Consider the following 18,551-nt stretch of genomic DNA (forward strand, 5'->3'; position numbering starts at 1 on the left):
TAGATCCGCCATTGTGTTTAAGTGTATGAGGAAAGAGCAGGCAATTTGCTTGTCCGGCCTAAGATTTTTAAATAGAGGACAATATGAGCAGAAGCAAAGGGCGGGCAAGGTCAAGAAAAGCAGTGCTTACTCACGAAAAAAACACCCATCGCCGGTATGGGTGTGAAAAAGGAAAAAGGAAATACTGCAGAGAAGAGAAAGTTACATCTTTTTTAATTTAAATGGGCTGACCATTAGCAAGGACAGCGTCATCATCATGACCATAAAGAAAGGGGCGGGCAAGTAAGAGGTGAGTAAATAGCTGAGCGTAATTAAGCAGCCTGCCACCGTAATGGGAAGCCCCTGGAAATAACCGTTGTTTTCAGATAAGTTAAAGCGGGCTAGCCGCAGAGCGCCGCAGCCAATATAAAATACGGTGAAAAATGCTCCCGGAGAGCCGAATTGCGATAAAACATCTTGGTGAAGGAGAATGGCCGGAGCAACACCAAAGGAGATAATATCACACATAGAGTCCAGCTGCTTGCCGAGCTCAGATTCGATATTTAATTTTCTTGCAACCATTCCGTCCAGGCGGTCAGCCAGTGCAGCGATGAAAATGAGCAAAAGTGCAAGGTGGTACTGTTCTTCTAGAGTCATTAATATAGAAAAACCACCGAGAGCCAAGTTGCCCAGTGTTAGTAAGTTTGCTGTTTGTACTCTTAGTTTCTTTAAAGTTGAATCTATGACTTGTGATAAAAACAAAAATTCACACGCTCCTTGATTTAGCAAGCAATCTGCTAATCGTTTATTATATAATCATATTTTATTGATTGTTTATTATACCATAAACTTCATGCATTTTTTGTCATTTGGAGGTTACATAGTGCGACAATATCTGTATCGGCTTTTCATTGAATTGACCAATAAGAAATGGTCCTCCCGATTGCTTTCTCAATATACTGCTTCGCCACTAAGCAAGCCGATGATCCGGCCGTTTATGAAGGCCTTTCAGATTAACGAGCAAGAGATGGCCCATCCCGTTGAGAAATATAAAACACTGCATGATTTCTTTATTCGGGTGCTTGCATCGGATGCGAGAATAGTAGAGGGAGGGCCCGGCCGGGTGATAAGTCCGGTAGATGCCCGGCTGGCTGAAGCGGGAGAAATTAAGGAAAACTGTCAGATGCTGATCAAAGGGAAAGTATACTCGCTTAGCGAGATGCTTGGGAGCAGAGAGAAGGCAGCAGGCTATGAAGGCGGAACTTTTCTCGTCTTTTATTTAAGCCCTGGCCATTATCACCGCATTCACAGCCCTGTAGACGGCATGGTGATGGAACGCTGGGTGCTCGGCAAGCATTCTTACCCGGTGAACGATTACGGCTTAAAATATGGAAAAGCGCCGCTTTCCAAGAATTATAGAGACATTACTGAGCTTCAGGCGGAGAATAAAAAGGTAGCGGTCGTGAAAGTAGGAGCTATGTTCGTTAACTCTGTCACTAGGACTCATACAAAAGCACGCTGGAAGCAAGGAGAAGAGGTGGCCTATTTTAACTTTGGCTCTACAGTGGTTTTATTGTTTGAGTGTGGCGCTTTCCGGATCGATGAGCAGCTGACTATTCCGGGAGAGGTGAAGGTTGGGCAGAAAATAGGGATGCTTACGTAAGAGGCCGGCCTTTTATAGGCAGCGAAGAGATAAAAAAAGCACCTGCTTCTTTTCAGCGATAGCGGTGCTTGGACGGTTCATGGCCTGCTTGTTTGGTTATCTGGAAAGACAAGGATGTTTTTAAAGAGCAATCAAATATAAGCTTTTGGATAAAGGGAGCGTCTTTTCAATTCTTTTTCGATCAATGAAATAAATTCAGCATTCAGTCCCAGCTCGCGCGCTTTCATGTAGGCTTCTAGAAGCAAATCGTCTGACATTTGGTTCATCAGAGCGGCACCTCCAAATTAATAAGTTAGTCTATAACGATCAAATGCGCATAAGATGATAAGTTAAGTATAAGTTATAAATTACTTTAGCAAATATATAGAAGAAGAACAAGCGTTCCTTTATCCACAGAAGGAAGTGGATAAAGTGTGAATATTCTGTGGTTAAGTATGGGGAAGCGCTTGTATTCTAACGGGATTATGTGTATAAATTTATCCACAATAGAGGAAGTCGCGAAAGTTGTCGGAAAGTTTTTCTATTTTCTACTTATTTTTACGAAAGAATTAATTTGTCGACATTTCCTTCCTTCTATTACAAAAAAAGAAAATACAAAGAAGGAAAGTATGCTATGTTTTATTTTGTCACCATAGCTAAAATCCGCTATGATAAAAGCAGCGATAGTATAAAGAACGAGGTGTAACGGTTGTTAAAAAAGTTTTTGCCAAGCAGGCATGTAAAAAGCATCTTTCAGATTAAGCCGGAAGAATTAAAAGCACAAGGAATTAAGGCGGTCATTACGGATCTTGACAATACGCTTGTAGCTTGGGACCGGCCCGATGCAACTCCTGAGCTTAAGAGTTGGTTCGGTGAATTAAAGAAAGCAGGCATTAAAGTCATCATTATTTCAAATAACAATGAAAAGCGTGTCAGAGATTTTGCTGTCCCTCTTGATATTCCTTATATCTTCCAAGCAAGAAAGCCGATGGGACGAGCGTTTCGGGAAGCGGTCAATGTGTTAAATGTGAAAAAAGAGGAAACAGTGGTCGTCGGCGACCAGCTTCTGACAGACATATTCGGCGGCAACCGCGGCGGCTTTTATACGATTCTGGTGGTGCCAGTTGCCCAGACAGATGGGGTTTGGACGCGGTTTAACCGTTTGATTGAGCGTCGAATCATGAATTTCTTCAAACGAAAAGGTTTGATACGCTGGGAGGAAAATAAGTGAAGAACGAAGCAATCATTTGTACAGGATGCGGTGTTGATATACAAACAGAGGATCCAAAGGGATTAGGTTATGCACCGGCATCATCTCTTAAAAAGGAACTAGTCGTTTGTCAACGCTGTTTTCGGCTGAAAAATTATAACGAAGTGCAGGATGTGTCTTTAACAGATGATGATTTCTTAAGAATATTGAATACACTCGGTGAAACAGACAGCCTGATTGTTAAAATCGTAGACATTTTTGACTTCAACGGCAGCTGGCTGCCGGGGCTTCACCGGTTTGTCGGCCAAAATCCGGTGCTGCTCATTGGCAATAAAGTCGACTTGCTGCCTAAATCAGTGAAGAAAAACAAGTTGATTAACTGGATGAAGCATGAAGCGAAAGAGCTGGGGCTTAGACCAATTGATGTTCTGCTCGTGAGCGCAGCGAAAGGTGCTTCTATGGATGAAGCGATGTCGGCCATTGACCATTACCGTGACGGGAAGGACGTATACGTAGTAGGCTGTACGAATGTCGGCAAATCAACATTTATTAATCGCATCATTAAGCAGGCTACCGGGGAAAAGGATATGATTACGACTTCGCACTTTCCAGGTACAACGCTTGATATGATTAATATTCCTTTAGATGATGGGCAGTCTCTTGTCGATACGCCGGGAATTATTAATCATCATCAAATGGCTCATTTTGTGGATAAGAAAGATTTAAAGTATATTACACCTAAAAAGGAGATCAAGCCTAAGATTTTCCAATTAAATGAAGAACAGACCCTTTTCTTCGGTGGGCTGGCTCGCCTGGATTACATTTCGGGAGGTCGCCGCTCATTGACCTGCTATGTATCGAATGAGCTTCTTATTCACCGCACGAAGCTGGAAAAGGCTGACGAACTGTACAAAGATCACGCAGGAGAAATGCTTACGCCGCCAAGAAGAGAATATATAGAAGAATTTCCAGAGCTGGTCCGGCAGGAGTTTATGATTAAAGAAGGAAAGACAGATGTAGTCTTTTCGGGGCTTGGCTGGGTAACGGTGAACGAGCCGGGAGCGAAAGTAGCGGCTTATGTGCCAAAGGGGGTCAGCGTCTTCTTGCGGCCATCCTTAATTTAGGCTTGATTACGCGATAGAAGCTATGGAAAAGAGGGGGAAGAGCATGAAAAAGTTGTTTGGTGTGATTGGGGATCCTATTGCCCAGTCTATGTCTCCAGTTATGCACAATGATGCGTTTGAACGGGTGGGGATTGATGCTTATTACCACCCGTTCCATGTACAGCCTGCTCATCTAAGTGCCGCAGTGCAAGGGATGAAGGCGATTGGTGTGAACGGATTTAATGTCACAATTCCTCATAAGGCAGCGATTATTCCGCTCCTTGATCGTGTAGATCCGCTGGCTAAATCCATCGGAGCAGTTAATACGGTCGTATGGGAAAATGATGGGTGGACAGGGTACAATACAGACGGCAGCGGCTTTGTCAGGGGGCTTCAAGAGGAATACGGGACTTCTCTTGAAGGGAAAAATATGTTAGTGATTGGAGCGGGCGGAGCAGCGCGGGCTATTTATTACACACTTGCCTTTGAGGGAGCAGGCCGAATCGATATTGCTAACCGAACGGTAGAGAAAGGGCTCGAGCTCTTAAACGGCTGTCCTGTGCCGGTAGAGGGAGCCGCGTTCTCGGTTGCTGAAGCCGCTGAACAGCTGGAAGTGTATGACATCATTGTCCAAACGACATCGATCGGAATGGTACCTTTAACGGATGAATCCCCACTGCCGGTCGACCGCTTAAAACAGGGTACCTTCCTATCGGATATTATTTACAACCCGCTCGAAACGAAAATAATGAGGGAAGCGAAGCTGCGGGGTGCACGGGTACAAAGCGGCCTTAAAATGTTTGTTTATCAGGGCGCGTTAGCCTTTGAAAAATGGACGGGACTTACTCCTGATACGAAACGGATGGAGGAAGTCGTACTCAATCAATTGGAGGAAAAAAATGTTAACAACTAAGCAAAAAGCCTACCTGCGCTCACAAGCGCATCACTTGGATCCAATTTTTCAAGTGGGTAAAGGTGGGGTAAATACAAATATGGTAAAACAAATTGCAGATGCATTGGAGGCCCGTGAGCTGATTAAGGTGAACGTCCTGCAAAATTGTGGGGAAGATAAGCATGAAGTGGCCAAAAGTTTGGCGAAGGGAGCGCGCGCGGAGCTTGTACAGGTAATTGGAAATGTCATTGTGCTGTATAAGCAATCGAAAGAAAATAAAAAAATTGAGCTGCCGCGATGAGCAAAAGAACAGGCATATTAGGCGGAACCTTTAATCCGCCGCACCTTGGCCACTTAATTATAGCGAACGAGGTATTGGAAGCGCTCCAGCTGGATGAAATCCGCTTCATGCCAAACCATACCCCCCCGCATAAGAAAATGACTCAATCTGTAACAGATGACGACCGGGTAAGTATGCTGCTTGCCGCTATTGAGGACCATCCTAAATTTTCAATTGAACGCATAGAACTAGAGAGAAAAGGCACCTCGTATACGTATGATACAATGAAGCTTCTGAGGGAGCGGGAGCCGGGTACGTCCTTTTTTTTCATTATTGGCGGTGACATGATTGAATATTTGCCGAAGTGGTACAAGATTGATGAGTTGTGCGAGCTCGTACAATTCGTTGGTGTAAGCCGGCCGGGTTATTCCGCAAATACAACATACCCGGTAGAGCTGATTGATACACCTGAAATTCATCTGTCATCCACCATGCTGAGAGAAAGGGCAGCGAATGGGGGATCGCTCCGCTATTTGCTGCCGGACCGTGTGATTGAGTATATAAAGGGGAATCGTTTATATGATGGATCGTGAACAAGCGTTATTGCTTGTGAAAGAACAGATAACTGAGCATCGTTATACCCATACACTTGGTGTAACGGATACAGCGATTACGCTCGCTAAGCGCTACGGAGCGGACGTAAAGAAAGCGGAAATGGCCGCTATCTTCCATGACTATGCTAAATTCCGTTCAAAGGAAGAAATGGCCGCCATTATCCGCCAGCAAAAAATGGATCCGCAGCTGCTTTCATTCAACAGTGAACTGTGGCATGCACCCGTAGGAGCCTATTTAGTCCACAAAGAGGCGGGTATAGAAGACGAAGAAATTCTTGATGCTATCCGTTATCATACTTCTGGAAGAGTCGGCATGACCCTTCTTGAAAAGGTTATTTACGTAGCAGATTATATTGAACCAGGCCGTCATTTTCCTGGCGTAGAGGAAGTGCGCGAGCTGGCAGAAGAGGACTTGGACAAAGCGCTGATTCAATCATTAAAAAACACTATTCAATTTTTAATGAAGCGAGATCAGCCCGTTTTTCCTGACACATTTCATACGTATAACAACTTAGTGAGCAGCCAAAAAGAAAAGGAGATGAGCTAGTGGAAAAACCGAAAATTTTACAAGCAGCTGTCGAAGCAGCGGATGATAAAAAGGCAGAGAATATTGTGGTATTGGACATGCACGGTATTTCACTGATCGCCGATTATTTCATGATTTGCCACGGCAATTCGGATAAGCAGGTTCAGGCAATTGCCCGTGAAGTAAAAGAGGAAGCTGAGAAGCAGGGAGCTTACGTGAAGAGAATGGAAGGCTTCGATGAAGCGCGCTGGGTACTTATTGACCTCGGTGATGTAGTGGTTCATGTCTTCCATCGTGACGAACGCGTATATTATAATCTTGAGCGGCTATGGGGAGATGCACCAGAAGTAGACGTGCAAAGTGAATTGCTTTCATGACCTATGAACGCTTTGCTTATGTGTACGACGCTTTAATGAAAGAAGCGCCTTATGGGAAGTGGCTGCGCTTCTTCGAGCAGCATGCTGCCTCCCTGCCGGGCAAGGATGTGCTGGATCTTGCTTGTGGAACAGGCGAACTGTCATGGCGTTTTGCTGCTGCCGGCTGGAACACAACGGGCGTAGATTTATCAGAAGATATGCTGATGATCGCTCAGCAGAAAGCTGTCGAAAAAGGCTTGTCTATTCCAGTCTTCCAGCAGGATATGCGCTCCTTAGAGGGACTTGGTCAATTTGATGCGGTTACGATATTCTGTGACTCCTTGAACTATATAACAGAAGCGGAGGATGTACGGCGCACTTTTCAGCATATACAGCCGCATGTCAAGCCGGGAGGACTGCTCTTGTTTGATGTTCACTCTCTCTTTAAGGTTCATCACATCTTTAAAGGTCATACCTTTACAGAAACAGGAGAAGATATTTCCTATATATGGGACTGTTTTGAGGGAGAACAAGCAGACAGTGTAGAGCATGAATTGACGTTCTTCGTTCTGGATGAGAGTACAGAACAATACGAACGCTTTGATGAATATCATGTACAGAGAACCTTCAGTCCGGTACAGTATGCAGCATGGCTTCAGGAGGCTGGTTTTACTGATATTCAAATAAGTGCTGACTTTACCAGTGAACCGCCTACAGAACAAAGCGAAAGAATCTTTTTTGTATGCAGAAAACCAGTAGAGTCGAATGAAAATGAAAAAGGATAAAAAAGTCGAAGGCAGGGAGGAGCTCTGCTTTCGACTTTTTGTTTATAAAATAATTAAAGGATTTTTTCTGTAAATCTCGAATTGCTTATTACGGGAGGCCGAATTGCTCTGCTGTTTCCTGCTTATCGTCGGCAAATTTCTGATGAGTCGCTTGAAACAGCTTGGTGAACATATCGCCGACCTCGGCTTCTAGCACTTCGATCCCCTTTCCAGTAACTCCGCCTTTTACACATACCTTTTCTTCGAGCTGGGCCAGCGTATATTCCTTCTGCTTAAACAGCTCCCCTAAGCCCGCCAGCATGGATTCTGCCAGCTTCTCTGCTACCTGCCCATCCATGCCTGTCGTTTCTGCTCCTTCAATAAACTTTCTTGTTAGAAAGCTTATAAATGCCGGGCCGCAGCTGACAAGGTCAGAAGCCGCACGTGTAATTGCCTCATCAATTTCGACTGCCTCCTCGCACAATACATTCATCCGTTCTTGCATCTCTTGTTTCCACTGTTCTTTGCAGTTTTTCCCAAATGTATAGAGCACGGTTCCTGAGAGAACTTTATTGGTAATGCTCGGAATCATGCGCATGCATGAGCAGGAGACCACCGACTCCAGCTGGTTCGTACTGACGGGGCTGGTAATAGAAACCATGCACTGATCGGGCCGTACTAAAGGCTCCACCCGTTTTAATAATGGATAAATATCATGTGGCTTTACACAGATAAAGATAAGGTCGCACGCTTTTATAATTTCCTCCGCCTCGCGGCAAACCGTTATGTCGGGATGTCGTTTCTGAATAGCCAGCGCTTTGGTGGCTGTCCGGTTTGTGATCTGCATATCTGATGCAGAAGCAGCTCTTGAAGAGATGAACGCTTCAATCAGTATTTCTCCCATATTCCCTGTGCCAATCACTCCTATTTTCATTTTCATTCCTCCTTTACAACGCTGCTCTTACAATGTATGAACGAAAAAATTATTTATGAAAAGAGGTGTTAGTCGTTGGACGTAAAAGCATGGCTTGAAAAGAATAAAGCTTATGTGCTGGGCGGTGCTGCTCTTCTAGTGGTTGGCCTGTCTCAAATCGGAGAAGATCCCCTTCCCGTCTCGGAAGCCGAGCCGCTTGCACTCGAAGAAGAAACGGTACAGGAAGAGGAGGGGCCTTCTGAGCCTGCCGAACAGGAAGTGGCGGAGCCATCCGTTCTGATGGTCGATGTCAAAGGGGCTGTAGAAGCGCCAGGCATTTATTCGATGAATAACGGGGACCGGATTAACGATGTCATAGCCAAGGCAGGAGGCTTTCAAGAAGAGGCTGATCCGACAGCGGTTAATCTTGCCCAAAAACTCCAGGATGAAATGATTATCTACGTGCCGAAAGCAGGAGAAGAGGTTCCGGCAATGCCGGCGGCTTCTAGTGGAACGCCTTCTTCTGGGACGGCAGGCTCTCCGGGAGCAAGTACGACTGAACGTGTGAATATTAACACAGCGACTCTTGATCAGCTGCAGCAGCTGCCGGGAATAGGAGCATCTAAAGCACAGGCAATTATTGACTACCGCGAAACGAGCGGCCTGTTCGCTCAGCCGGATGACTTAAAGAACGTATCGGGAATTGGAGATAAAACATTTGAGAAACTGGCATCTCATATTGTCGTTCAGTAATAAGGATTGACGTGAAACGGATCATTTGTCTACACTAGATAAAAAGATGATTTTATAAAGAAAGAGTGGGAATCAATGAGCCGAAAAAGCTGGGATGAATATTTTCTCGATATTGCTGAAGTAGTGTCTACACGTTCGACTTGTAATCGTCTCCATGTCGGTTGCGTTATTGTGAAGGACAAACATATTGTATCAACGGGCTATAACGGTTCTATTCATGGCCATGAGCACTGTGATGAAGCAGGCTGTCTGCTGTCTGATGAGAAGCGCTGCATTCGCTGTCTTCATGCAGAGTTAAATGCAGTTCTGCATGCGGAGCGGGATGAGCTGAAAGGCGCTGCTGCTTATGTCACTCATGAACCGTGTGAGAACTGTGCGAAAACGCTGGCGCAGGCGGGGATCAAAAAAGTTGTGTATAAGCACGCTTATCCAAATAAATGGAATGCTCATTTCTTAAAGGGGATTGAAGTGGTTCATTTATCTGAATCTACAACCGTTTAAGGAGAAGCTATGCGCAATCAAGTAATTTATGCAGCGGTTGGAATGTTCACCGGACTGGTATGGGCGCTTCCTGCTCTAACCAGTATCCGGGCATTTCTGACGGCAATGGCTCTTTTGTTCATGATCCGTTTAAGCGGAAAGGCAAAGAGCGCTTTTTTTATGTTTATGTTTATCGGTTTTTTGACCGGCCAATTTCATGAAGAACGGAATGTTACATTATTGAAAGCAGGAGAAGGCGAGTGGGAGGTCACGCTCTCCGCGCCGGTGCGTGTCGACGGTGACCGCCTTCAAGCGGTAGTGACGACTGTCCAGGCTAAGGAAAAGCTGCAGTTGTTCTATAGGCTGCCTTCTGAAGCACAAACAGAGCTTGAGCGGCAGCTGACACCTGGCACAGTTTGCCGTATAAAGGGCACGCTGGAACGTCCGGCTAAAGCGCGAAACCGCCATGCCTTCGATTATCGGGTATTTCTAGAGCGACAGCATATTTTCTGGCAGCTGGAGGCGAGTGAGCTGTCTTTATCCTCTTGCTTTTCACAAAAGAAGACTTGGAAAGAAGCTGTTTTTGCCTGGCGGCTAAAAGGAATAGATCATATCAAATCACATTTTCCTGATAATCTGCAGCCAGTCGCTGCAGCCCTTCTGTTCGGAGACCGGACGATGACGGAAGAAACAGTGCTAGAAGCGTATCAGCGCCTAGGCATTATTCATTTGCTGGCTATTTCCGGTCTGCACGTTGGATTAATTACCTCACTTCTTTATTACTTTTTCCTCCGAATAGGCTTGACGAAGGAAGCAGCAAGAAATCTGCTGATAGGTATATTGCCTGTTTATTCTCTTCTTGCCGGCGGTTCACCCCCCGTAGTTCGAGCCGTTTTGATGACGCTCCTCGTCCTATTGTCCTTTCGCTTCCAGCGGACATTCTCTGCGCTTGATGCACTCAGCATCAGCTTTATCCTCGTGATGCTTTATGACCCTTATCTTCTTTACCAGGCAGGCTTTCAGCTTTCTTATCTTATCAGTCTCTCCTTACTTCTTTCTTCAAGCATTATTCTTCTGGTTCCCTCCACTGAATTAGGAAAAATGGCAGCTATCACGGCTGTGTCGCAAATAGCCGGCTTGCCAGTGCTGCTGTATCATTTCTTTGAATTTTCCCTTTACTCCTTTATAGCGAATTTATTCTTCGTACCTTTCTATTCCCTTTTAGTTCTTCCGCTCTTGTTAATCATCTTCTTATTAAGCTTCGTATGTCCAGCTATTGTTATGCTGTTAGAACCTTTTGCCTTCGTGTTTCGCCACATTGAAGGGTTTACTGTGGAAATCAGCCGCTGGCCATTTGCTGCTGTCACTACGGGGCGGCCCGAGGAATGGCAGCTTATCCTGATTGCTTGTATGTGGGCCTGTACCTTCGTGCTAACCGAGAAATGGAAGGGGGTGAAACCCGCCTCCACTTTGCTGTTCTTCATGCTAGCTTCTGCCCTTGTTCCCCATCTTTATTCTATAGAAGGCGAGGTATCCTTTATCGATGTTGGGCAGGGAGATGCGGTTTTCATTCAGCTCCCTTTTGGCCAAGGAAATTATTTAATTGATACAGGCGGCTTGCTGCCTTTCGAAAAGGAAGAGTGGCAAAAGCGCAAGAAAGAATTTACAGTGGGAAAGGATATTTTGCTGCCATACTTTAAAAGCATGGGAGTGAGGCGGCTAGACAAGCTCATTTTAACGCATAGTGATTATGATCACATTGGAGCAGCCAAGGAGCTGTTTGATGAATTGGAGATCAAGGAGCTGGTGATTAGTCCGGGATCAGAGATGAAACCGGTGATGAGAGAAACAATAAAGGAAGCAGCCAAATACCATGTCCCTGTTCGCTATGGTAAATATTTGGAAACCTGGCAGGCAGGAGCCGCTTTTTTTCAAATTGTATCTCCAGCTGATCATCTCTATGAAGGGAACAATGATTCACTTGCAGTATATGCTGTCATTGGCGGGAAGAAGTGGCTGTTTGCAGGTGACATGGAGGCGGAGGCGGAAAGAGAGCTGCTGACACGCTTTGCATTGGATATAGATATTCTAAAGGTAGGGCATCATGGGAGCCGCTCCTCTACAACAGAGGAATTTCTGTCGGAAGCTGCCCCTGAAGAAGCGGTCATTTCCGCGGGCAGAAACAACCGCTATCAGCATCCGCACGGGGAAGTGGTGGATCGCCTGCTCAAGCACCAGGTACGCATTTGGCGTACAGATCAGCACGGCGAGGTAACATTTACTTATCGAGGAAAGGAAGGAACCTTTTCAACAGTTTTTCCGTAAAATATAGCGAGAAAGGTAAAAGACCCGCCTCTATGAGCGGGTCTCCAGGTGTTAGCCAACTAGGTCGATAACTGTTGCGATGACAAAGATGAGGGTAAAAAATAAGAAAGAAGCAACAAATCCGACACCAGAATCGACTACGTCATTACGCTTTGTTTGGACATCTTTTTCAAATTCGTTCACAAATACCCCTCCTATTTCCTCTATAGTATAGACGATCAATGTCAAAAAATCTAGACTGCGCTCGTTCATTTCCTTCGTTGACAAGAGTTAACTGCAATAAATTCAGTCATTCAGGTGAAAATACAGGTAACAGGATCACCGCCAGCGAATCTGTTCCCGGGACAGTGGAACTGGCGTTCATATAGATCACGGGGGAAACATTCCGGAGGTTTCCCCTTGTCAAATGAGCGGGTCTTTCTTAACATGAGAATATCACATATACGAAAATGGAGAGAAAAGCCCTTGATACCTGTTTGGAAGAAGATAGAGGAAAAGCAATTATCCTCGATTTATTTATTGTATGGAACGGAATCGTTTTTAATCGATGAAACAAAGCAAAAGCTAATTCAGTCGGTATTAACGGAAGAGGAGATGGATTTTAACTTTTCTGTTTATGATTTAGAGGAAGTACCAGTTGAAACGGCTGTGGAAGAAGCGGAAACCTTGCCTTTCTTTGGCGACAAGAAGCTGGTTTTTTTACATAATCCGACCTTCCTGACAGCAGAGCGGTCAAAGGAGAAGGTTGAGCATAACCTGAAGGTGTTAGAAGCCTATATAGAAAGCCCTGCCCCTTATACAATCATGGTGTTTGCCGCTCCTTACGAAAAGCTGGATGAGCGCAAGAAATTAACTAAGCTATTAAAGAAGAAGGCTGAGGTGGTAGAGGCAAAGAAGTTAAATGATAAAGAAATAAAAACGTGGGTTCGCAGCCAGGCTGCTGCCAATGGGGTGCAGATGGATGAGGAAGCGCTGGAGCACTTTCTTATGTTAGCAGGCACGAACCTGCAGCTTCTTGCTTCTGAAATTGATAAGCTTTCTTTGTATGCGAGTGAAGAGAAACGGATCACAGTGGATATAGTAGACAAGCTCACAGCCCGTTCACTGGAACAGGATATCTTCGCGCTGGTCGACCGGGTGGTCAGCGGAAATATTGAAGCTGCTTTTCGCATTTATTATGATTTGCTGAAGTTGAATGAGGAGCCGATTAAAATTTTAGCCGTCATTGCTAACCAATTCCGCCTAATTTACCAAACAAAGGAACTTTCACGGAAAGGGTACGGTCAGCAGCAAATTGCCAGCTTCTTAAAGGTTCACCCATTTCGCGTGAAGCTGGCGCTACGGCAAACGGGCAATTTTTCAGATGAGCAGCTTTCTTCTATTATAATGATGCTCGCAGACAGTGACCTGCAAATGAAGACGAGCGGGATGTCTAAGAAGCTGATTGTTGAGATGTTTTTATTCCGGCTGCAAAACCTGGCGAACTAAAAAAACTCCTTCAAGGTTTCTTGAAGGAGTTTTTTTTAGTTCATTATTAAGCGTTTAACTTTTTGGATAAACGAGATTTTTGACGGCTTGCCGCATTTTTGTGGATCAAACCTTTAGAGGCAGCTTGGTCAAGGCTTTTAACTGCTTGGTTGAAAAGCTCTTGAACGTTCTCAGCGTTGTTAGCTGCAGCTGTTTCGAATTTCTTAACCGCTGTACGCATAGCAGATTTCTCTTGGTTGTTGCGCTCTGTACGGTCTTGAATAGTTCTTGTACGTTTGATAGCAGATTTAATATTTGGCATTCGAGTCACCTCCTATAAGTGATCGAGATTCTATTTTTTACTCGATTTTACTTTTCTTGAACAATTAAGAACAAAAGTTATTCTATCAAACCGGGAGTTAGATTGCAATAGTTTCATTTCTTATCTAGTGTCAAGGAATGAACTTTTACACAGTGGGGCACAATGGGGAGTGAATATTTAAAATAAAGGGTGATATGAATGAAGGATCCATCCATTGATTTAAGCCATTATGCTGTGAGAACGGATTTAGCTGTAGAGGCAAAAGCTCTAGCCGAAGAGAGGCCGGAACAGAAGCAGAAAATGACCGGCATTTTAACGGAGGAACGCGAAATTAATGGTATTAAGATCACCACTGTTTCTATTGATGAAGCAGGGGCAGAAGCAACAGGAAAAAAAGCAGGTGATTATCTCACCATCGAATCGCAAGGAATTCGCAGCCATGACACGGAGCATCAGCATGAAGTGGAGAAGGTACTGGCTAAGGAGCTTTCCGCTTTTCTAAAGAATAAAGGGATTAAAGAGGACGCTAGCTGTTTGATTGTAGGGCTTGGAAACAGAGATGTTACGCCCGATGCGCTCGGTCCGCTCGTTTGCGGAGAGATTATGGTAACAAGACATTTATTTGAACTGCAGCCTGACCAGGTAGAAGAAGGGTTCCGGCCGGTGGCCTCCCTTGTCCCAGGAGTGATGGGGCTGACTGGCGTGGAGACGAGCGATATTGTCTTTGGGGTAGTAGAAAAGACGAAGCCTGATTTCCTGATCGTCATTGATGCACTGGCCTCCCGTTCAATTGAGCGGGTAAACGCAACTGTACAGGTTGCTGATAGTGGCATTCATCCAGGGGCAGGAGTCGGCAATAAGCGGAAAGAAATTAGTGAAAAGACACTGGGTATTCCCGTCATCGCCATTGGCGTGCCGACTGTCGTTGATGCAGTTTCGATCACCAGTGATACCATTGATTTTATTTTGAAGCATTTAGGCAAGGAAATAGAGGAAGGAAACCGGCCTTCAGGAGCTTTAGCCCCTGCCGGCTATTCATTTGGCCGAAGCAAGTTGACAGAGGAGGATTTACCGGACGAGGAAAATCGACGTTCCTTCCTTGGAGTGGTTGGAACGCTTCCTGATGAGGAAAAGCGTCAGCTTATTAGAGAAGTGCTGGCACCGATCGGGCATAACTTAATGGTAACACCAAAGGAAGTAGATCTGTTTATAAAGGATACGGCCAACCTGCTGGCTAATAGCCTGAATGCTGCTCTTCATTCGGCTATTGACCAGGAGAATACCGGCTTCTATACAAAATAAGTAACGAAAGAAGAGGACGAGCTTGGCAAACTGGTTCTGCTTTTTCTCACAAAGTCATACATATAGGGTAAGACTTGTGCAGAAAGGGTGGAGCAATGAAGGAGAACAAGCCGTCTAACCTCTTCTTAATTAACCTGTCAACAATCATAAAAGGAACGCTGCTTTTTACAATCTCTCTCCTTTCGCTTTTTTCGATAGTCGGGATGCTGACATCGCTGGCATACAATTACCGCATTTCTTCTGATTCTCTCAATGAAGCGGCCGAGCATGTGCCTGGCGGTGCACTATATTATCTGTATGAGATGGAGAGCAAAGTATTTAGCCAGTATACGCCTGACCAGGTTGACATGCCTTCCTTAGGTGAAATGGCTTTCCGGTACGCGACCAATGTGCGATTTAAAGATCCACGGAGCTTTCTCGGGAAAGAAGTGCCGGGCTTCTCTATTTACGATGGAGAAATTTTAGTAGCTGGGGAAGGGACAAATTATACAACCATGCCAATTGAATCGGAGCCGCCTCCGGAAGTGTTGAACAAAGAAAATGAAGGGGACGTCAGGCCGGCTAAGGATACGACGATCGAAGGAGACAGCCCTCCTTCATTCACAACGGACGGACGAGAGCGGGTGTTTTTATACTTCACGCATACAAGGGAATCGTATTTGCCTCACCTTCAGGGAGTCTCTTCACCAGATTCCGCGCATCACTCTGAACTCAATGTAACAAAGGTCGGTGAAATGGTGAAACAGGCGCTGGAGGCGAAAGGGATCGGGACTGCAATCGACAAGACAGACATTGTAGCCAAGCTTGACGCCGCTGGCCAGGGCTATAATCAGTCTTATCAGGCTTCTCGTGATATTATGGTGTCCGCTCAGGAGAATAATAGCGACCTTCAATATTTCATAGATATACACCGCGATTCGCAGCGCAAGGATGTGACCACTGCAACGATCAATGGTAAAAGCTATGCAAAGGTTGCCTTTGTTGTTGGCGGAGAACACGCCAATTATGAAAAAAACGCCAAGCTGGCTACAGAGCTGCATAACCTATTAGAGAAGGAATATAAAGGGTTATCCCGAGGGGTTATTTTAAAGCAGGGGAAGAGCACGAACGGGCGATTTAATCAAGATCTATCAGAAAAGGCGCTGCTGATTGAATTCGGGGGAGTCGACAATTCATTTGAAGAGCTGAAAAGGACGTCAGAGGCATTTGCTGAAACCTTTGCTGACTACTACTGGCAGGCCGAAAAAGTGCAGGGAGAAAAAAGCAGTGACTAGGAAGGAAGAAAGATGAAAGAGTTTCTGTTAAAAGTGAATGTCATTGTTTCTATTTTCTTTTTGGGTATACTGATCGGCATTTTCCAAGACAAGCATGAGGAAGAGCCGCCGACAGAAGAGAAAACAGATAAAGCCATCTTCTCGCTTTTTCAGGCGGAACAGACCGAAGTAGACTTGCGTGTAAAAAAAGCCGAGATGACCGAACAGGATGGAGTTAATATTTTCTCTGAAGCAGGCCAGACTGTCGCTGACTCCGTTACATTTATCGTTTCCTCCCTGTTTCAGGAGGAAAGGTGAATCACCCCTTTTGTCCGCTGCTGTGCAGCGGTTTTTTTTTATGTACGTAAGGCTATTCGGCATGTTTCTTCTTTATCTATGTTGTGAATTGTCAATTGCATTTTAGACTGATATAATCAAGGCTAGTATACATGCGCCGATTAACAGGAGTGAAGAAACTGATGAAACATACGGATAAACTACGGAGACAAGAGCATATTCGAAACTTCTCGATCATTGCTCATATTGACCACGGGAAGTCCACGCTGGCTGACCGGATTTTAGAGTTCACGAATGCGCTGACTGCCCGTGAGATGAAAGCTCAGCTGCTCGACTCTATGGATTTAGAGCGCGAGCGGGGGATTACGATTAAGTTAAATGCTGTACAGCTGAACTATAAAGCGAAAAATGGAGAAGAATATATTTTCCATTTAATTGATACGCCGGGACACGTCGACTTTACATATGAAGTCTCCCGGAGCCTTGCTGCTTGCGAAGGAGCAATCCTTGTCGTTGATGCTGCACAAGGCATTGAAGCGCAAACGTTAGCGAATGTGTATCTCGCTTTAGATAACGATTTAGAAATCTTGCCGGTCATTAACAAAATTGACCTGCCTTCTGCTGAGCCGGATCGTGTCTGCCAGGAGGTAGAGGATGTCATTGGCTTGGACGCATCTGAAGCTGTACTGGCTTCAGCCAAAGCAGGAATTGGGATTGAAGACATATTAGAGCAAATTGTCGAGAAAGTACCAGCGCCTTCAGGTGACCCTTCTGCTCCATTAAAGGCGCTTATTTTTGACTCTTTATATGATGCTTACCGAGGCGTTGTCGCTTACATCCGTGTAGTGGACGGCTCAGTAAAAGTAGGCGATAAAATTAAAATGATGGCGACAGGCAAAGAGTTTGAAGTAACAGAAGTAGGCGTCTTCACGCCAAAAGCCACTATACGGGACGAACTGACTGTCGGTGATGTTGGCTTCTTGACTGCTGCTATTAAAAATGTTGGAGACACAAGGGTAGGGGATACCATTACATCAGCGGTTACCCCTGCTGCTGAGGCTTTGCCAGGCTATCGTAAGCTGAATCCGATGGTATTCTGTGGCCTGTATCCAATTGATTCCGCTAAATTTAATGATCTGAGGGAAGCATTAGAGAAGCTGGAGCTGAACGACTCTTCCCTGCAATTCGAGCCAGAAACTTCTCAAGCACTTGGATTTGGTTTCCGCTGCGGCTTCTTAGGCCTCCTGCATATGGAAATTATTCAAGAACGGATCGAACGTGAGTTTAATATTGATCTTATCACGACAGCTCCGAGTGTTATTTATAATGTACGCATGACCAGCGGAGAGGAAATAAGAGTGGATAACCCTTCATATATGCCCGACCCGCAGAAGATCGACGCGGTGGAAGAGCCGTATGTCAAGGCGACAATTATGGTGCCGAATGACTTTGTAGGCGCTGTAATGGAGCTGGCGCAGGGCAAGCGGGGCAACTTTATTGATATGCAGTATCTGGATGAAAACCGGGTGAATATTATTTATGAAATCCCGCTTTCAGAGATTGTTTATGACTTCTTTGATCAGCTGAAGTCCAGTACGAAAGGCTACGCTTCGTTTGATTATGAGTTGATTGGCTATAAGGAGTCCAAGCTTGTGAAAATGGATATCTTGCTGAATGGTGAAAAAGTAGATGCCCTGAGCTTTATTGTTCATAGAGATTTTGCTTATGAGCGCGGAAAAGCGATTGTGGAGAAATTGAAAGAACTCATTCCAAGACAGCAGTTCGAGGTGCCTGTCCAAGCGGCTATTGGACAAAAGATCGTTGCCAGGTCAACCATTAAGTCTATGGGGAAAAATGTATTGGCCAAGTGTTACGGTGGAGACATCTCTCGTAAACGGAAGCTGTTAGAGAAGCAAAAAGAAGGGAAAAAGCGGATGAAGCAAGTCGGCTCGGTCGACATCCCTCAAGAGGCGTTCATGGCTGTGCTGAAAATGGATAATGAGAATAAATAAGAAAGAAGAAAAGGGAAAGCGCAGCCGCTTCCCCTTTTTCTTGTGAGAGAGAGGTTGCGAA

At 45.1% G+C, this 18,551-nt stretch carries 22 protein-coding genes; 17 read left to right on the forward strand and 5 right to left on the reverse strand.

Annotation, left to right across the window (positions count from 1 at the left end; genetic code table 11):
- Positions 1–201 precede the first annotated feature (201 nt).
- Positions 202–741 carry a CDP-diacylglycerol--serine O-phosphatidyltransferase gene (pssA, locus tag QY97_RS09525; protein ID WP_039238256.1) on the reverse strand — a complete coding sequence of 180 codons (540 nt, stop codon included), beginning with the start codon at positions 739–741 and terminating at the stop codon, positions 202–204.
- Positions 742–862: 121 nt separating this feature from the next.
- On the opposite strand from pssA, the gene QY97_RS09530 reads away from it, so the two are divergent.
- Complete coding sequence (locus tag QY97_RS09530) at positions 863–1,642, forward strand: phosphatidylserine decarboxylase (protein ID WP_039238258.1); 780 nt, start codon at positions 863–865, stop codon at positions 1,640–1,642.
- Positions 1,643–1,773: 131 nt separating this feature from the next.
- Here the strand turns inward: QY97_RS09530 and sda are convergent, their stop codons facing one another.
- The gene (sda, locus tag QY97_RS19915) at positions 1,774–1,908 is read right to left on the reverse strand and encodes a sporulation histidine kinase inhibitor Sda (protein ID WP_082090027.1); all 135 of its coding nucleotides are present in this window, start codon (positions 1,906–1,908) and stop codon (positions 1,774–1,776) included.
- A gap of 422 nt (positions 1,909–2,330) precedes the next feature.
- On the opposite strand from sda, the gene QY97_RS09540 reads away from it, so the two are divergent.
- From QY97_RS09540 to QY97_RS09575, 8 genes are read left to right on the forward strand one after another with little or no spacing between them, the layout of a single operon-like run.
- Positions 2,331–2,852, forward strand: a complete 522-nt coding sequence (locus tag QY97_RS09540; protein WP_039238262.1) for a YqeG family HAD IIIA-type phosphatase — start codon at positions 2,331–2,333, stop codon at positions 2,850–2,852.
- Entirely contained in the window at positions 2,849–3,955 is a 1,107-nt protein-coding gene (gene yqeH / locus QY97_RS09545) for a ribosome biogenesis GTPase YqeH (RefSeq protein ID WP_039238264.1), read from the forward strand. The genes QY97_RS09540 and yqeH overlap by 4 nt, the downstream gene beginning before the upstream one ends.
- Before the next feature lie 43 nt (positions 3,956–3,998).
- Positions 3,999–4,847, forward strand: coding sequence for a shikimate dehydrogenase (aroE, locus tag QY97_RS09550; RefSeq protein WP_039238266.1), 849 nt, complete (start codon positions 3,999–4,001; stop codon positions 4,845–4,847).
- Positions 4,834–5,127 (forward strand): ribosome assembly RNA-binding protein YhbY, encoded by a 294-nt coding sequence (gene yhbY, locus QY97_RS09555; protein WP_039238268.1) that lies wholly within the window; start codon positions 4,834–4,836, stop codon positions 5,125–5,127. Before aroE ends, yhbY begins: the two co-directional genes overlap by 14 nt.
- Positions 5,124–5,699, forward strand: a complete 576-nt coding sequence (locus QY97_RS09560; protein ID WP_039238270.1) for a nicotinate-nucleotide adenylyltransferase — start codon at positions 5,124–5,126, stop codon at positions 5,697–5,699. The genes yhbY and QY97_RS09560 overlap by 4 nt, the downstream gene beginning before the upstream one ends.
- Positions 5,689–6,267 (forward strand): bis(5'-nucleosyl)-tetraphosphatase (symmetrical) YqeK, encoded by a 579-nt coding sequence (gene yqeK / locus QY97_RS09565; RefSeq protein WP_039238322.1) that lies wholly within the window; start codon positions 5,689–5,691, stop codon positions 6,265–6,267. Before QY97_RS09560 ends, yqeK begins: the two co-directional genes overlap by 11 nt.
- Entirely contained in the window at positions 6,267–6,623 is a 357-nt protein-coding gene (gene rsfS / locus QY97_RS09570) for a ribosome silencing factor (protein ID WP_039238271.1), read from the forward strand. Before yqeK ends, rsfS begins: the two co-directional genes overlap by 1 nt.
- Positions 6,620–7,387 carry a class I SAM-dependent DNA methyltransferase gene (locus QY97_RS09575; RefSeq protein WP_039238273.1) on the forward strand — a complete coding sequence of 256 codons (768 nt, stop codon included), beginning with the start codon at positions 6,620–6,622 and terminating at the stop codon, positions 7,385–7,387. Before rsfS ends, QY97_RS09575 begins: the two co-directional genes overlap by 4 nt.
- Before the next feature lie 88 nt (positions 7,388–7,475).
- Here QY97_RS09575 and comER read toward each other — a convergent pair whose 3' ends face one another.
- The gene (gene comER / locus QY97_RS09580; RefSeq protein ID WP_039238275.1) at positions 7,476–8,300 is read right to left on the reverse strand and encodes a late competence protein ComER; all 825 of its coding nucleotides are present in this window, start codon (positions 8,298–8,300) and stop codon (positions 7,476–7,478) included.
- Between the two features lie 75 nt (positions 8,301–8,375).
- Here comER and QY97_RS09585 point away from each other — a divergent pair, with 75 nt between their 5' ends.
- The 3 genes from QY97_RS09585 (at position 8,376) to QY97_RS09595 (ending at position 11,837) form a co-directional block, all read left to right on the forward strand.
- Positions 8,376–9,032 (forward strand): helix-hairpin-helix domain-containing protein, encoded by a 657-nt coding sequence (locus QY97_RS09585; protein ID WP_039238277.1) that lies wholly within the window; start codon positions 8,376–8,378, stop codon positions 9,030–9,032.
- Positions 9,033–9,107: 75 nt separating this feature from the next.
- Entirely contained in the window at positions 9,108–9,533 is a 426-nt protein-coding gene (locus QY97_RS09590; protein ID WP_039238278.1) for a deoxycytidylate deaminase, read from the forward strand.
- A 9-nt stretch (positions 9,534–9,542) separates the two neighbouring features.
- On the forward strand, positions 9,543–11,837 hold the full coding sequence (locus tag QY97_RS09595) for a DNA internalization-related competence protein ComEC/Rec2 (protein ID WP_039238280.1): 2,295 nt from the start codon (positions 9,543–9,545) through the stop codon (positions 11,835–11,837).
- 51 nt (positions 11,838–11,888) lie between these two features.
- On the opposite strand, the gene QY97_RS19920 is transcribed toward QY97_RS09595, so the two are convergent.
- Positions 11,889–12,020, reverse strand: coding sequence for a YqzM family protein (locus QY97_RS19920; protein WP_039238282.1), 132 nt, complete (start codon positions 12,018–12,020; stop codon positions 11,889–11,891).
- Positions 12,021–12,263: 243 nt separating this feature from the next.
- On the opposite strand from QY97_RS19920, the gene holA reads away from it, so the two are divergent.
- The gene (gene holA / locus QY97_RS09605; protein WP_046128492.1) at positions 12,264–13,325 is read left to right on the forward strand and encodes a DNA polymerase III subunit delta; all 1,062 of its coding nucleotides are present in this window, start codon (positions 12,264–12,266) and stop codon (positions 13,323–13,325) included.
- Between the two features lie 46 nt (positions 13,326–13,371).
- On the opposite strand, the gene rpsT is transcribed toward holA, so the two are convergent.
- Positions 13,372–13,626 carry a 30S ribosomal protein S20 gene (gene rpsT, locus QY97_RS09610; RefSeq protein WP_039238284.1) on the reverse strand — a complete coding sequence of 85 codons (255 nt, stop codon included), beginning with the start codon at positions 13,624–13,626 and terminating at the stop codon, positions 13,372–13,374.
- A gap of 198 nt (positions 13,627–13,824) precedes the next feature.
- Here rpsT and gpr point away from each other — a divergent pair, with 198 nt between their 5' ends.
- The 4 genes from gpr to lepA all read left to right on the forward strand — a co-directional run bounded on the left by gpr (position 13,825) and on the right by lepA (position 18,490).
- Complete coding sequence (gpr, locus tag QY97_RS09615; RefSeq protein ID WP_039238286.1) at positions 13,825–14,928, forward strand: GPR endopeptidase; 1,104 nt, start codon at positions 13,825–13,827, stop codon at positions 14,926–14,928.
- Positions 14,929–15,023: 95 nt separating this feature from the next.
- Positions 15,024–16,202, forward strand: a complete 1,179-nt coding sequence (spoIIP, locus tag QY97_RS09620; protein ID WP_039238287.1) for a stage II sporulation protein P — start codon at positions 15,024–15,026, stop codon at positions 16,200–16,202.
- A 12-nt stretch (positions 16,203–16,214) separates the two neighbouring features.
- On the forward strand, positions 16,215–16,499 hold the full coding sequence (locus QY97_RS09625) for a hypothetical protein (RefSeq protein ID WP_039238290.1): 285 nt from the start codon (positions 16,215–16,217) through the stop codon (positions 16,497–16,499).
- 161 nt (positions 16,500–16,660) lie between these two features.
- Positions 16,661–18,490 carry a translation elongation factor 4 gene (gene lepA, locus QY97_RS09630; RefSeq protein WP_039238292.1) on the forward strand — a complete coding sequence of 610 codons (1,830 nt, stop codon included), beginning with the start codon at positions 16,661–16,663 and terminating at the stop codon, positions 18,488–18,490.
- Positions 18,491–18,551 lie beyond the last annotated feature (61 nt).

The sequence above is a fragment of the Bacillus thermotolerans genome (genome assembly GCF_000812025.2).
In the GTDB taxonomy this organism is placed as follows: domain Bacteria; phylum Bacillota; class Bacilli; order Bacillales; family Domibacillaceae; genus Quasibacillus; species Quasibacillus thermotolerans.

What these genes read in the sequence shown, in the direction of transcription:
- sda (WP_082090027.1), bottom strand. Translation starts at nt 1,908, where the DNA reads ATGAACCAAATGTCAGACGATTTGCTTCTAGAAGCCTACATGAAAGCG.
- aroE (WP_039238266.1), top strand. Translation starts at nt 3,999, where the DNA reads ATGAAAAAGTTGTTTGGTGTGATTGGGGATCCTATTGCCCAGTCTATG.
- yhbY (WP_039238268.1), top strand. Translation starts at nt 4,834, where the DNA reads ATGTTAACAACTAAGCAAAAAGCCTACCTGCGCTCACAAGCGCATCAC.
- QY97_RS09560 (WP_039238270.1), top strand. Translation starts at nt 5,124, where the DNA reads ATGAGCAAAAGAACAGGCATATTAGGCGGAACCTTTAATCCGCCGCAC.
- yqeK (WP_039238322.1), top strand. Translation starts at nt 5,689, where the DNA reads ATGGATCGTGAACAAGCGTTATTGCTTGTGAAAGAACAGATAACTGAG.
- QY97_RS09575 (WP_039238273.1), top strand. Translation starts at nt 6,620, where the DNA reads ATGACCTATGAACGCTTTGCTTATGTGTACGACGCTTTAATGAAAGAA.
- comER (WP_039238275.1), bottom strand. Translation starts at nt 8,300, where the DNA reads ATGAAAATAGGAGTGATTGGCACAGGGAATATGGGAGAAATACTGATT.
- QY97_RS09590 (WP_039238278.1), top strand. Translation starts at nt 9,108, where the DNA reads ATGAGCCGAAAAAGCTGGGATGAATATTTTCTCGATATTGCTGAAGTA.
- QY97_RS09595 (WP_039238280.1), top strand. Translation starts at nt 9,543, where the DNA reads ATGCGCAATCAAGTAATTTATGCAGCGGTTGGAATGTTCACCGGACTG.
- holA (WP_046128492.1), top strand. Translation starts at nt 12,264, where the DNA reads ATGAGAATATCACATATACGAAAATGGAGAGAAAAGCCCTTGATACCT.
- rpsT (WP_039238284.1), bottom strand. Translation starts at nt 13,626, where the DNA reads ATGCCAAATATTAAATCTGCTATCAAACGTACAAGAACTATTCAAGAC.
- gpr (WP_039238286.1), top strand. Translation starts at nt 13,825, where the DNA reads ATGAAGGATCCATCCATTGATTTAAGCCATTATGCTGTGAGAACGGAT.
- spoIIP (WP_039238287.1), top strand. Translation starts at nt 15,024, where the DNA reads ATGAAGGAGAACAAGCCGTCTAACCTCTTCTTAATTAACCTGTCAACA.
- QY97_RS09625 (WP_039238290.1), top strand. Translation starts at nt 16,215, where the DNA reads ATGAAAGAGTTTCTGTTAAAAGTGAATGTCATTGTTTCTATTTTCTTT.
- lepA (WP_039238292.1), top strand. Translation starts at nt 16,661, where the DNA reads ATGAAACATACGGATAAACTACGGAGACAAGAGCATATTCGAAACTTC.